General features: G+C 61.6%; 8 protein-coding genes. 1 reads left to right on the forward strand and 7 read right to left on the reverse strand.

Annotated features, from left to right (window positions below; translation table 11 throughout):
• Window positions 1-17: 17 nt before the first annotated feature.
• From ACFQDI_RS17680 to trmB, 6 genes are all read right to left on the reverse strand, one after another.
• Complete coding sequence (locus ACFQDI_RS17680) at window positions 18-2,825, reverse strand: AAA family ATPase (RefSeq protein ID WP_377169209.1); 2,808 nt, start codon at window positions 2,823-2,825, stop codon at window positions 18-20.
• A gap of 4 nt (window positions 2,826-2,829) precedes the next feature.
• Window positions 2,830-3,975, reverse strand: coding sequence for an exonuclease SbcCD subunit D C-terminal domain-containing protein (locus ACFQDI_RS17685; protein ID WP_377169211.1), 1,146 nt, complete (start codon window positions 3,973-3,975; stop codon window positions 2,830-2,832).
• 84 nt (window positions 3,976-4,059) lie between these two features.
• Window positions 4,060-4,644, reverse strand: a complete 585-nt coding sequence (locus ACFQDI_RS17690) for a hypothetical protein (protein WP_377169213.1) — start codon at window positions 4,642-4,644, stop codon at window positions 4,060-4,062.
• Window positions 4,641-10,835 (reverse strand): tetratricopeptide repeat protein, encoded by a 6,195-nt coding sequence (locus ACFQDI_RS17695; protein ID WP_377169227.1) that lies wholly within the window; start codon window positions 10,833-10,835, stop codon window positions 4,641-4,643. The genes ACFQDI_RS17690 and ACFQDI_RS17695 overlap by 4 nt, the downstream gene beginning before the upstream one ends.
• Window positions 10,836-10,900: 65 nt before the next feature.
• Window positions 10,901-11,593, reverse strand: coding sequence for a rhamnogalacturonan acetylesterase (locus ACFQDI_RS17700; RefSeq protein ID WP_377169215.1), 693 nt, complete (start codon window positions 11,591-11,593; stop codon window positions 10,901-10,903).
• Window positions 11,594-11,602: 9 nt separating this feature from the next.
• Complete coding sequence (gene trmB / locus ACFQDI_RS17705) at window positions 11,603-12,205, reverse strand: tRNA (guanine(46)-N(7))-methyltransferase TrmB (protein WP_377169217.1); 603 nt, start codon at window positions 12,203-12,205, stop codon at window positions 11,603-11,605.
• A gap of 125 nt (window positions 12,206-12,330) precedes the next feature.
• Here trmB and ACFQDI_RS17710 point away from each other — a divergent pair, with 125 nt between their 5' ends.
• Entirely contained in the window at window positions 12,331-12,855 is a 525-nt protein-coding gene (locus tag ACFQDI_RS17710) for an FmdB family zinc ribbon protein (RefSeq protein WP_377169219.1), read from the forward strand.
• 58 nt (window positions 12,856-12,913) lie between these two features.
• On the opposite strand, the gene ACFQDI_RS17715 is transcribed toward ACFQDI_RS17710, so the two are convergent.
• Window positions 12,914-14,050, reverse strand: coding sequence for a transposase (locus tag ACFQDI_RS17715; protein ID WP_377169221.1), 1,137 nt, complete (start codon window positions 14,048-14,050; stop codon window positions 12,914-12,916).
• Window positions 14,051-14,213 lie beyond the last annotated feature (163 nt).

Raw genomic sequence — 14,213 nt, forward strand, 5'->3', positions numbered from 1 at the left:
TCGAAGATATCGCGCTTTTACGCCACCACCTCAATCCTGCTCGTCCCTCCTGCTCCGCGCACCACGCGCACCTGCGTTGTCAGCCGCTCTTTCAGCAGCTCCACATGTGAGATCAGACCGATCGTCTTTCCGCGCGATCTCAGATTTTCGAGTGCGCTCAGCGCCACCTCCAGCGTCCCGGTGTCCAGGGTGCCAAAGCCTTCGTCAATGAACAGCGAATCAATCGGGTGATGGCGGCTGGCCAGCTCGCTGAGGCCCAGCGCCAGGGCCAGACTCGCGAGGAAGCTCTCGCCACCTGAAAGGCTTTCCATCGGCCGGTCCACATTCGCCTGATACAGGTCCACGATGCGCAGATCCAGCTCATCGCCCTCCGCCGCCATCAGCCGGTAGCGTTCCGCCAGGACCTTCAAATGCTCGTTCGCCAGACCGATGAGCTGCCGCAGCGTCAGTGACTGGGCGAATTTGGAAAACTTTGCTCCATCTGCCGATCCGATCAGCTCCCTCAGCCGTCCCCAGCGCAGTGCCTCGGCCTCCGCCGCCTGCAGTTCTGCGCCACCTGTTTCACGCCGCTTCCGCGCCGCATCATCATTGATCACCTGCTGTTGCAGAGATCCCAGCTCCGTTCGCCTGGCTGCAAACTCATCATCCAGCCGTTTCGCCGCCATTTCCAGATGTCGCAACCCTTCTTCATCTGGCACCGCCTGGCCTTCAAAGGGCTTCCTTCGCACCTCGAGCTGTTCCAGCTTCGCCAGGGTTGCGGCCATCTGGGTTTGCAGCGCATTGAGCTTTGCCTCCGCTTCGCGCCAGATCTTCTCTGCTGTTGCGACACGGTTTTCATGCTGCTCGCGGTCTTGCGCCAGAGTCCTGCCGCCGAGCAGCTCATTCAGCTGAGACTTCAGCGCATCCGCCTTTGCCCGCAGCGTCACACCTTCATTCTTCAGTTCCTCCAGGCGCTTTGATTTTGCGGCGTCTTCCTGCGTTGCCAGTTGGATGTCGCTTTCAAGTCTCTGCCGCTCGCCACGTTTTTGTGCCGCCTCATCGCGTCTCTTTGCAAAGACCGTCACACGCTGCTCCAGCGCGCCGAGTTCGCGTTCGGCCGCGTCAGGGCCGTAGCCGGGCTCGCCGGAGTGCGGCAGGCCCGCCAGAGCCATGCGTTTTTCTTTTTCTTCGGCCTCCCATTGCCGCAGTTCTTCATCAGTGGGCGCCTCCAGCTCCATCACCCGCTTCTTCATCTCCGCGGCCCTTTTTTTCTCTGCCGCCACTTCCGCCTCGTTTTTTGCCAGCTCACGCTCGAGCGTTCCGAGATCACGCCCGGCTTTTTCCCACTGCTTCTCCAAGGTGCCGAGAAGTTTCCGCGCTCCCTGGAGTTGCGATTCAAAATCGGTGGTGGTGTGCGCATACGGATGCTCCAGCGCACCGCACAGCGGGCAGGGCTCGCCCGTCTTTAAGTCGTGGCGATGTTCATCAAAGCCCGCCACCAGTTCAGCCCGCCGCACCACCTCTCTCTGCCCCTCCAGCATTTTGCCCAGGCGCTCAGATTCCGCACGGTCCCGTTTCAGCTTCGCATTCTTTTCGTCCCGTTGCTTTGCCAGCTCATTGGCATGAGCCTCTACCTCGGCGAGTTTTTGCTTCAGAGCCGCCGCTTCGGCGTGACACTTCCGGTGCTCGGCGAGCTTTTCATACGCACTACGCCATGCACGCAGGGACGTGCGCAGCTTTGGCAGGGCTTCGCCGAGCTGTGCATCGCCTGCGTTCTGCCTGAGCCACTCTTCGAGCGCCTCGGTGGCCTCCAGGTGAGTCGCCAGCGCCTTTTCAGCGGTTGCACGGCGGGCGGATGCTTCTTTCTGATCCTTCGCCCATGTCTGGTACATCGTCCGGCTCTCGCCGAGCTGTTTTTCAAACTGCTCGCTCTGTGCTGCCATGCCCGCCGCCTGCTCCCACACAGGTTCCCGCCTCGCGCGTTCCTGTTTTGCGGCTTCAGCGCCGGCCTTCGCATGGCTCGCTTCGTGACTCGCAGCCGTCACTGCTTCCTGCTGTGACCGGCTCGTCACTATCAGCTTGGTTATCTCTCGTGCAATGCTTCCGTGCTCCCGCTGCGCATGCAGCTGCCTGCTCGCCGCATCGCTGTCCATGCGCAGGCTTTCGGCGCTCGTCCGCGCTGCCGTCAGGTCAGTCTCCAGTTGCGTCCGCTTTTCTTCATCCAGCACCTGCACCGCCCCCAGCCGCTCCTTCAGCAGACGCGCCGCCTCATCCTTCGCCTTGTGTGTTTCATAGGCCAGGACGGAGAGGTCACTGTAGATCTCCGTCCCCGTGATCTTCTCCAGCAGTTCCGCGCGCTCATTCGGCTTCGCCTTCAAAAACGCGGCAAACTGCCCCTGCGCCAGCAGCACGGAGCGCAGAAAGCGCTGCGCATCCAGTCCGGTCAGGGACTCGATCATCGGGTCCATCTCACGCCCTTTGTCGGCAAGGATCTCGAGCGTGCTGGCATCTGCCAGTGTCCGCTGCACAGGCCTCAAATTGCCGCCCTTCGTCTTTCCCAGCCGCCACGTCGCGCGGAGCTTGCGGCCGCCGGTCTCAAAGTCCACCTCGGCAAAGCACTCCATGGTGTGCCGGCTCATCATCTCATCCGCCTTGTCATTGCCATAGCGTGCTGCGCGACCGTAAAGCGCCAGCGTCATGGCGTCCAGCAGTGTCGATTTCCCCGCCCCTGTCGGACCTGTGATCAAAAACACCCCTGCAGTGCTCAGCGGCACCGCATCAAACCGCACCTCATGCATGCCGCTGAGGGAGTTTAGGTTCTGGAGTCTTACAGCAAGGAGTCGCATGGCTTCAGGCCGTGATTTTTTGTTCCCGGATGGCCAGCAGCTCATCAAACACCTCATACAGCTCCTCACTGGCAATCTGCTTTTCCTTGATCAGCTCGCGGAAAACCTTGCGAGGCTGCAGCTCGCTCAGGCTCGGTCCGTGGTGCTGCCAGGCGCTCGTCTGGCTGGCGGGCAAATCTGCCAGCACCTTCAACACGTCAAAGCGTCCGCCCGCAGCCTCACGCACCTGCCGGTCCAGATCTGCCTCTGGCGCGTCCAGCTTCACCGTCACTTCCGCCCAGCTGGAGGCGGGTACAAGCGCCAGTTCCTCCGTCATGCTGGCCCGGCTCACACTGACGCGGGTCAGCACGCGCGTCACAGGTGCAACCAGCGTCTCGATCTTCATTCCCTGAGTGTCCACGATCACCATGCTCTTCCTGTCTCCCGCCTCTGAAAAGCTCAGAGCCAACGGGGAGCCGCTGTAGCGCACATTTTCCTGACCGCCCACCTTCTGCGGCCGGTGCAGATGCCCCAGGGCTGTGTAATCAAAGCCTGCAAACACATCCGCGCCCACCGCGCCAAGATTTCCGATGTGGATGTCGCGCTCGCTGTCGCTCGTCGTGGCACCCAGCGCGGTCAGGTGTCCCATCGCGATCACCGGACGTGTTCCCGCCAGCGCCCGGCAGGCAGTCAGCTGCGCGGCATAGTGATCCCGGATCCCCGCACGCACCTGTGCCTGCACCTCCGTCATCGCCTCGCCTGTGGTGGACTGTCTCAGATCTCGCTCACGCAGAAAAGGCACCGCCGCCACCACCGCATCACCGAGGTCCACCACATTCTCCCCCGCATGCCCAAAGACATGCACCTCAAAGCGCTTCAGCAGCTCGCGCGGCGCATTCAGATGGGATGCCGAATCATGATTTCCGCCCGTGATCACCGCCTTCACCGTGCGCAGGTCTGCCAGGCGCTTCAAAAAATCAAAGTACAGGCCCACCGCATCCTGTGGCGGATTCGCAGCATCAAAGACATCTCCGCTCAGCAGCAGCGCATCGATCTTTTCCTCGCTAAGTGTCCTGATCAGCCAGTCACAAAGAGCGGCATGCTCCGGCAGGCGGTCACGCTCGACGAGCCGTGCGCCGAGATGCCAGTCTGCGGTATGGAGAATGCGCATGACGTTTGCATAAGCAGGAGCGCAGGCTCCTGCAAGCACCGTCATCACCAACAGCCTGACACACCAGCATTTGCGCGGCAGGTTTTAGTTCCGATTCAGGAGCTGCCGCACCTCATCTTCCGTGTACGCGCTCTTTTTGCCTTCACCCCTGTCATTGTAATTTTCGATGATCTTCGGCTCCTTGCCGGTGCTTTTCGATCTCGTCAGCGCCGAGCCTGTTTTGAACTGATTGTCCGCACCGCCGAAGATCGCGCTGCCCTCCCTGGCCTTCTGGCTGCCAAAGCGGGATTCATCAGCCTTGAAGCTGCTGTTCTTGCCCAGGGCCTGCTTGTCTCCAAGCATGTAAGTCATGTCGAGATCTTTTGATTTCGGTCTGCCATACACGCTTTCACCTGTCTTGAACTCCTTCTGTCCGGAATAGGAGTTGCCTCCGTTGAAGTTTTTGGAGTGATGCGTCTGCTTCTGAAAATAAGAGCCAGCGCTGCTTTTGCTCAGATGGCTATCGCTCATGTACTTCTCATATCGGCTGCGCTGATTTTCATTCGGTTTCAGCATGGAGCGCTGCGCAAGATTCATTTTGGAGGGATCCACCTTCTTTTCCTCCGGGCCTGAGCACTGGCACAGCAGCACGCTGCTGAGGCAGATCGTGATGATCATGGGTCGGTTCATGGCTTGGGTCTGGGCGTGGCTGCCATTCGGTTGAGAAAAAGGATCTCCTGCCTGACTCCCCCAGGAAGGCGGAATTTTGGCAGTTCCTTTTCGAGCCCTGCCAGTTTGCCCCAGCTTTGGTAGAGTTCAAAGATGAGTTTTGCCGACTCGTTTGGCATGGTCCAGCTCATGCGCATGAGAAAAATCTCCGCAGCTTCGTAATCTTGCTGGCGGATCAGGAAGCGTGCCTGCGCGGCAAACAGCTCTGGCTGCAGACCTGCGGTGTCCTCCAGGCGCTGCAGAGCTGCAGCGAGCAGCTCCTGCGCCAGTCCGGCGTGTCCTGTCTCCTCAAAGGCTTTTGCCCACTCGACCGTCTGCGCACCACCTGGAAAGGACAGCCGCAAGGTTTCGCTGAAAAGCTCCTTCACCGTCGTCTCATCATGCAGGGCAGCTGCGACACGCACGGCCAGCGGCAGCTTTCGCCCCTGTTCGCGAAAGGTCGGGATCTCGGCCACGATTTCGCAGGCGCTCCAGGCCCATGCTGCGCGTCCTGCCTTGAGCATTTCTTCGGCGGCGAGTTCGATGCAGGACCGGTCCTTTTCCTCCACCCTCTGCCACGCGCTGATGAAGTCTGCATGCGCTTCCTCTGGCAGGACGGCCGTGAAGGCGCTCAGCGCCAGCGCCGCGAGGGGGCGGTCGGTGCCTGCGCGAGCCTCTGTGCGCAGCATGGCAGCCCAGCCGGCGGCCTGACTCCCTGCCGCCAGCCCCTTGAGCCATGCATGCATGTCTTTAAGTGTGTCCAGCTCCCTGGTCGTGGTGCGGAACAGCGCGGCGATTTGCGCCCTTCCGCGTTCAGGGGCCCAGTCTGGTGCCGCTGCCAGCACCTTGAGCTGCTCCAGTCTGAGCGCGAAGCGCTCATGGTCTCCCTTGATCGTGCGGTCTGCCTGAGTGAGCAGGTTCAGTGCTTCGGCAGCGCGGTCATGCGTGCGCAGCCCATCTGCCAGCGCCACCACACAGGGCAGGGATTTGCGTTCGACGCACAGTGTCATCAGAGCACGCACATCATCCCAGGCACCGGCGGCCGTGGCGATCTGGCAGCGCAGTTTCAGCAGGTCCTGTGCGATGGGGTCCAGAGGCTCTGCCAGCGGCACCTCACGCAGCACCTTCAGCGCGGCCAGCGGCTGTGCCATGCGCTGCAGGATCTGGGCACGGTGCAAACTGGCCTCGATGTCGAGGTCTGTGCCTGCCTGGTCATTCGCCACGTAGCAGGCGTGCACACGGTCCCAGGCAGAAAGCGCCGCCTGATGGTTTTGCATGCGCTCCTGCAGCAGGCCGAGTTCACGCAGGTAGGAGACCTCGTGAGGGCGCCTGCGCTCGAGCACCTGGGAGAACTGCTCGCGAAAGCCCTGGCGGTGCAGCTCGTCCACGTTGAAATCACGCGCCAGGAAGAGTGCATGCTTCTCGCGCAGGGTGTCATCTCCAGGCTGCGGGGGCTTCAGCGGCGGCTCGGCCAGCAGCAGCTTGAGCGCAAAGCCCAGACCCGGCTCGATCTCCATGGAAGTTTCACACACCCGCAGCAGCCACAGCGCATAGTCCGGATTCGAAGGGGCCCGGTCTGGCAGCATCATGTAGATGTCGATGGCCTCGCGCACAAAGCCTGCGCTTTCCAGACGGCTGCCGAGGTTGCCCAGCGTGTCCACCGAATGCTCAGTCCGCAGATCCACCGCAGCCAGATGCTCGCGGATGAGCCGCCGCCGCGTGGGGTAGTCCGCCGCGCGCAGTCTGCCCAGAAGGTCATTGATTCTCCATTCGCCGAATTCTGAATCTGAGCGCGGCCCCAGCATCGTGGCTCCGTAATGCCGGGCCAGGGCGCTGTTCGCTCCATTCACCACACCGTTGAGTCCCTGCTGCATCAGCAGCGCTTCAATCTCGCGCGTCTCCTCCCAAAGGCTGCGCAGGTGTGCAGCCTCCTCATAGCGCGATGACCCCTGCGGCAGCAGACTGCCCTTGGAGTCCGCCATGTCACGCTGGGCGATGAACGGCCCGGAAAGAAATCCGCCCAGGGTGTTTGCTCCCGTTTGGTCCGCGCCCGCCAGTCCGGCCACAGCCGCTTTGCGAATGGCCGTCAGTGCTGAAGGCTGGGTGCGCTGCAACCGGCGCCATGCCGCCAGCAGGGCTTCCTCGCGCTGTTGCTCGGAATTGGTCATGCGGCTCAGCGAGGAGAGGCTCAGCAAATACGGGTCGTAAGTGGTGCGGTAGTTCTCTGCCGCCACCGGGCCACGCACCGCCACGGCAAGATACTGCCGTGCGAGTTCCCACCGCTCGGCGCTTTCAGCGATCCGTGCGAGAAAGAGCGAGTAATCCATGGCCATCTCCGGTGAATTGAGCGGGAGGCAGGAACCCAGCGCCAGCGCCTCGTCATACCGCTGCTTGTCCTGCAGCTTGCGGGTCAGCTCCACGATGGCCGAGTTGCGCAGCACTCGGCTGCTGCCCAGAAGCTCCAGGCTTTCTGAGCGAAAGCGGAAGGAGCTGACATCAGCAAGCATAGAGACGCAGGCCTGCAGCAGGCCTGCCCGTGCCTTCAGCACCTCAGACGACCATCCTTTCTCATTTGCCCAGCGCACCGCCTCATCCATCCCGTGGCTGTGGAGAGTCAGCCAGACCATTGCGAACTGCGCCTCCAGGCTGCTGGTGTCTGGCAGCACCTTCTTCAGCGCCATACGAAATTCCGCGCCTGCTCCGGCGTAAAACAGCGCCCAGAGTTTTTCCACCTCGTTTCCTTGCGCGCCGGTGCTCCATTGCTTGATCCACCGGCTCAGCGGCTCACCGCCGTGGTCTCTGCGCAGTTTTGCCAGTTCTTCAACCGCCCTCAACCGCACCAGGGCGGCGTCTTCCGGCAGCTCGGCAAACTCCGCCCTTGGCTGGCCCAGAAAAGCCCGCAGGGTGTCCAGGTCCTTGCGTTCCAGTCCTGGGGCCAGATCCAGCAGAGACACGATGTCTCCAGTGGTCACGCCGCCGCCGGTGCGACGCGTATCCGTCAGAGGCAGCGGCGCCCGCACTCCGCTCGTGGCGTAATTGGGCGCCTTCACTGGTGTGGCGAGCACTGTCTGCAGCTGTTTCTCTGCCTCTGCTTCATCCGCAAAACGCAGGCACTTCAGCGCCAGCCGCAGCCGCGCCCGGCCGTCCCACGGGCGCACCTGGGTCATCTGCTCATACACCCGTCTTTCCGCCTCATCCTGCCCGGAGTTTTGATAATACTTTGCCAGTTCCTCCAGTGCTGCGGCATCCTGCGAAAAACGGCTCTCCAGGCGCCGCCGCACACGGTCCGCCTCCGTGATCTGAAACGTCTGCTCCAGCAGCTCCACCAGCCGTCGTGACTCTGTTGCGATCTCCTTGGGGGGAGCCATCGCGGCGATCTGTTTCTGGAAATAAATCGCCGAATTCAAGTCAGCCACCTTCAGCGCGGCATCGCGCAACTGATCCATAGAGAAGGGCGTGTCCGGCGCGGTGTAGTACGCCTGCTTCATGCTCGCAAAGGCCTTCACATGGTCGCCGCCCCGTTCATACACCTGCGCCAGTGCTTCGTGGTAAAACCCGTCAAACGGATGCCGCTGCACCCTCTCCTGCAGGGCGCGCTCCAGCAGTTTCATGCGGTCGCGCGCCACACTCGGCGCCAGTTCGCCGCCGCTGGCATCAGAAAACGTCAGCCTGTCGATGCAGCGGCGCAGCACTTCGCGGCGCCGCTGCACATCCGTCTCGCGTTCCAAAATCTGCGCCTGGACCTCCACGTGATCCGCGATGCGATGCTGCCGCAGCAGGATGTCTGCATAATTTTCCAGCAGAGGGATGGCCGCCGGGCCTTCGACCCGTTTCACCGCCTGCTTCCAAAGAGCCAGCGCATCATCCGCGCGGCGTTGCAGGAAGTATATTTGGGAAAGAGCCGAGAGCAGCTGGCCTGAGTCAGGAAATTCACGGTAGATGCGTTCAAGCAGTCTGGCTGCCGCCAGCCCCGGTGGTGGCAGGGGAGTGGTGCTTTTCCAGCCCGGGCTGCTGGTTTCGGAATCCACCCGACGCTCTGATTCCATCAGCCGTTCCGCCAGACGCAGCGTGTAGCGCACGCGTCCTGCGGCATCCAGTTCAGACAGGCGCCTCAGCTGCCTCTCCATCAGCGCATGGTTGTCATCCTCCTGCGCCAGATCCAGCTTCAGCAGTTCCACCACCAGGGAGACCGGCTGTTTCTTTTCCGTCAGGGGATCAAACTCCAGGGCATTGAGCAGCTGGTAGGCGTCATCAAGCTGGTTTGTGCGCACAGCCCACCAGCAGCCCCGAAACCGTGTGGCCTGGGCATCTTTGGAGCTGGGGTCTGCCTGTCGGGCGCTGGAGATGGCCTTTTTTGCAAACTCCAGCACGCGCTCGGGGAGTTTTTCGCGTCTGGCGGTCTCGCCGTCTCCAGAGTCGCTGGCGAAGCCGGCTCCTGTGAACGCATCAGGCAGCTTGAACTCGGCAGCCAGTCCCTGAAGCTTTGGAGCCGCCTTGGTGTCTCCCATGAGGATGGAGAGCATGCGCTCGTCCACATCCACCCGCTCGTCGTCCGTCGTGCTGGCATGCCAGGCCTTTTCAATCCATTCCACAGCCTCGTCGTTTTCACCCTGTTCAGCCAGCAGCTCCGCCAGATGCAGCCAGGCATCACGGCCCGCGCCTGGTTTGGAGACGGCTTCGCGCGCGAGCATGATCGCGCTGTCGAGGTTGTTGCTTGCCGCCAGAAAGGTCGAGGCATCGCTAAGCCGCTTCTGCCGTTCCTCCTGCGTCTTCGCGCTGTCGGTGAACTCATGGAGCAGTTTGTCCTCAGCCGCCACATCCCGGCGTGCACGGAAATACCCGGCCAGGTCAAACACCGCCTCAGCTTTCTGAGGATCGCGCTCCACGCGGGCGCGCAGGATTTTTTCAATGACGGCGTCGAGCGCCCGGGTTTGAGCAAAACTCAAAACCTGCTTTTCCACATCGGTGGAGCTTTGGGCTTCCAGGAGTTTCAGCAGGCGTCGGCTTGCGCTGGTCGCATCGCCGCTGCGCAGGTCTGCCTCACTGCGCAGAAGCACGATGGCGGGCAGGTCGGTGCCGTCGTTTTTGAGGCGCTCATCAAGAAGCCTGGCCGCCTCTGCAGCTCCTTCATGGTCCAGCAGTGCACGCACCAGCTGCCAGCGGTAGTCCTCCGTCTGCGGAACTGCCTGCACCAGAGCCCGCAGCCAGCGCAGCTGCTCATCAGGCTCGACCGTCAGCTCAAAAAAACGGGAGGCGTCCAGCAGAGCCTGTTCAGAGGGTGGAGATGCTGCGGCGGCATCCACCAAGGTTTTGCGCATGTCGTCCAGAGTTCCAAAGCGCTCATGCAGCCTCACTCGGCGGCGGAAAAAATCGAGATAACGGCCATCACGAAAATGCAGCAGCGCCAGACCGTCTGTGAGGGCCTTGTCTGCCTTCGCAAACTGGTCGGCGTGTTCGTAAATCCGCGCCAGATCATACAGTGCGTCGAGCTTGCGCTGCGGTTCCTTTTGATCCGCCAGCTTGGAGAAAAAGTTTGCCGCCCGCTCAGGGAAACCCGCCTGCAGAAGCAGCTGCGCCACCTGGCGGGCCAGATCGATGTCCTGCGGCTTCAGTCTGGCTGCCTGCTCATAAGCGTCTGCGGCTTCGGCATTCTTTCCGCCTGCCATGGCCATTCCTCCCAGTTCAATCCACATGGGTGGCCCCTGGGGATCATCCGTGGGAATGAGTTCGGCCGCCTTCTTGAGCAGGGTGAAAGCCGTGGCCGGGTCTGACAGTTCGCGCGCCACTTCCGCACGCGATTTGAGAAGGATCAGGTTCTTCGGTGCTGTCTTGAGCAGTTCGTCGTAAAGTTGCGCAGCCCGTTTCAGGTCGCCACTGCGCCGGATCAGATGTGCTTCGACAATTTTGACGGCTTCAAATTTGGAATTCTGCGCCTGCTGGGAGACGTTCTCGACGAGCAGCTGGGTGGCATCGTGCTTCTCATAGAGTGCCCAAAGCAAGTCCAGCACTCGTCCGTATTCCGGCTGCTGCACCAAAAGGGAGAGATATTCATTGGCCAGCTTTGTTTCGCGCTCAGCCCAGGGTTTGGCGGTGTTTTGCGCGTGAATTTGCAAGGCGAATGCCAGCGCCAGCGCCCTTGCAAGGCGCCTGAATCCCCAGAACTGACCCGGCATGTGCTTCACGGCTCGATCATAGACGTTTTTGCGGCCAGCGCCAAGCTGCAACACGTTGGGCGCAGCTACTTCAGGAGCTTGGCGAGGTCCGGGGCGACTTTGCGGATTTCTTCGGCGATGATAGTGGCGATAACTTCGGCACCGTGAGCGTTGAGGTGGGTGCGGTCGGTGGTTTTGGCGTCTTTTCCCGGCGGGTTAAATGTGTCGGAGCCAGCCACACCCAGCCTCTTGTGCAGTTCGACGCTTCGGGCAAAGAGGTCGATGAGGGGGGCATGCTGTTCAGTGGCGACTTTGGTGGCGGCGTCGGCCCAGGGTTTGAGTTCGCCGCGGATTTTGCCGTTGTCGAAGGTCCGGCGGGCGAGAGAGGTGACGAGGATGGGTTTGGCGCCGATGGCGCGGGCTTCTTCGATGAAGCGGGTCAGATTTTGCGGGTAGGTGGTGGAGGGGTCGGTTTCGCGTTTGGGGCCTTTGCCGGGCATGTCGTTGTGGCCAAACTGGATGAGGATGTAGGCGGGTTTGGAGTCGATGACTTTTTTCCAGTTGCCGGTGTCGCGGAAGCTCTTGGAGCTCTGGCCGCCGGCGGCGAAGTTGAGGCACTCGGCGCTGGGGCCGAGGAGCTTGGCGAAGGCCGCGCCCCAGCCGGCTTTGTCGGTGACGGTGGAGTCTCCTGCGAGGGCGATGCGGGTGCGGGCTTCGTCAGCATGGGTGGTGCTGATGTGGAGACCGAGGGCAAGGAGGAGCAGGCTGCGGCGGATCATGGCGAGATTTTAACGTGCGATTTTCCGCCATCTCGCACGGTGAATGGTGCGGCCCATGTTGAGCCAGTCCTGTTCGAAGTCGGTGGTGGGGTAGTGGAAGGCGTCTGCGGGCCAGTCGAGACGGGTGAACTGGTGGGTGCGGGTGGCGAAGCTTGCGAGGGCGTCTTCGAAGTAGTTCTGGTCGTCGGTCTTGAGGAGGAATTCGCCGCTTTCGCCGATAAGGATGCGGTGGAGGCCGTCGAGGAATTCGGCTTGATTGACGAGGCGGCGGGAGGTGTGGCCTTTCTTTGGCCAGGGATCCGGGCAGAGGAGGTGGAGGCGGGAGACGGAGGCGGTGGGGAGGAGCCAGCCGACGGTGTAGGCGCTTTCGAGGCGCATGATGCGGGCGTTGGGGAGATGGGCACGCTCGATTTTGCGTGCGGTTTTGCTGACGCGGCCAAGCATGCGCTCGACGCCGAGGAAATCGCGTTCGGGATGGTGGGCGGCCATGCCGGTGAGGAAGGTGCCGTCGCCGCAGCCGAGATCGACTTCGAGAGGGCGGGCGGGGTTGGGGAAGATTTCGGCGCGGGTGAGTTCGCGGAAGTGATCGGTGGGCGTGAAGAGTGCGGGCACGGTGGATGGTGTGCCGATGAATCAGGGCTCTGCCAAGTGAAGATTTTTGGCAAGTGAAGCCTCTGGGAGGGGCTTGAGCGGCAGAGCTGGCTGGTTATGTTGGATGAAGATTTCTTCCGACTGCCATGCCGATTTACGAGTTCTACTGCCCTGACAACAACAAACTATATTCTTTCCTGGCGCGTTCGCTGGCCTACCGTGACAAGGTGCCGGTGTGCCCAGATGGTGAAGGTTTGAAAATGGAGCGGCGGGTGTCTGCGTTTGCGGTGATCGGGAAGGCGAAGGAGGATGCGGGGGATGACCCTTTTGCTGGGGTCGATGAGTCGAAGATGGAGAGTTTCATGGCCGACATGGAACGTGAGATGGGGGGGATGGATGAGGAGAATCCTGATCCGCGCCAGCTTGGGCATTTCATGCGCAAGATGACGGACATGATGGGTGACCGCACACCTCCGGAGCTCCGCGAGATGGTGCGCCGCCTTGAGGCGGGCGAAGATCCGGAGAAACTGGAGGAGCAGTTTGGAGGGATGGACGAGGGGGAGGCGGGAGATGCGCTTTTTTCACAGATGCTCAAGCGTGCCAAAGCCTCGCGCAAAGAGCCGGTGAGGGATCCGAAGCTGTATGAGATGAGAGATTTTGTGAAGGAGTGAGGGGGCGTATGGCATGAGCATGCAAGGCACTCATACCTCATTCCCAACGGCAGCCTGCTCAGCCCAGAGGCCGGATGCGGAGCTGGCGCAGTGTGTAAAAAGCATCCTCAGCCCCAGCCATGCGCCGCGCTCCATTTTTCCGCCGTGGGCCGAAGAGCTCGCGCTGCGCCTCGAAGATGCTTTCCACAAACTCTTTGCTGCCCAGTGCGAGGCCATCGGTGAAGTAGCGCACCCGCAGGCGCACCAGCTCGGTGGTGCTGAGTTTGCCTTTCGCAGCCAGCACGGCACGGGCGGTGTCTGCGCTGACACCGGAGCGCACGACGTGTTCGTTCCGGGCGTCTTTGATTTCGCGGCCGTCGGCATGCAGCAAGCAGCGGTAGGCTTCGGCGGCAGCGGTGCTTTTCCAGCCGTCCACCGGTTTGCCCAGGGCTTTGCAGAGGCCGCGCTGGGCCCGGCGGCTGCCGCTGAGGGCTTCGGCGTAGCCGCACCAGCGGTAGTCTTTCGGGTCTTTCGCCAGACCAGCACGCACGGGGTTGAGGTCGATGTAGGCGGCCATGGTGCGCAGGGGCTCGCCTTTGCCTTCGACGAGGACGCTTTTGAAGCGGTCCATCCAGAGGGTGCCGCGCCGGCCACGGCGTTTGTTGAACCAGCGGCTGAAACGCTCTTTGATTTCTTTGACGAAGAGGGAGAGATCGCAGAAGCGCTTTTTGAGAGCCTCGATTTTCTGGTCGGCCAGGAGGGCCATGCCACGCTGGCGGAGGTTGGTGAGTTCGTCGCGAAGCAAACCGAGGCAAGTCTTGCTGTAGAGGATGCTGAGGTGCTGGAAGAGCTTGTGTTCGCCACTGGGGCCGTCGAAGCGTTGGAGCCAGGTGGGGCGATGGGGCACCTCGGCGAGGAGGTGGAAGTGATTGCCCATGAGGCAGTAGGTGAGGATCTTGATGCCTGAGAACTCAGCCATGCGCCAGAGGATGCGGCGGAGGGCTTCTTTTTCGACGTCATCGAACCAGATTTCGCCGCCGCAGGTGCGGGACATGATGTGGTAGCAGTAGGACTCCAGCGGCCCGTTGCCGAGGATGCGTCTGCGTCCGCCGGACCAGGAACGCGCGGCAGGATAGAGGCCAGTTTTGGCGTTCACGCCGACGAGCTGGTCCTCAAGCGGGAGGTGCTGGGGATGAGTAGATTGGGCGGGTTTCATGGCGGTAAGGTCGGTGTTAGGCGTGCGGATTAACTGCCGAAGTGCATCACTCCCTGGGCGTTTGATAACTACTCACTCGTATGAAACGCTACCATCATCTCACCGTCTTCCATCGAAGAGCAATTGGACAACTGCTCAAGCAGGGAGTCTCTAAAACAAAAAT

Source organism: Prosthecobacter fluviatilis (genome assembly GCF_042655725.1).
In the GTDB taxonomy this organism is placed as follows: Bacteria; Verrucomicrobiota; Verrucomicrobiia; order Verrucomicrobiales; family Verrucomicrobiaceae; genus Prosthecobacter; species Prosthecobacter fluviatilis.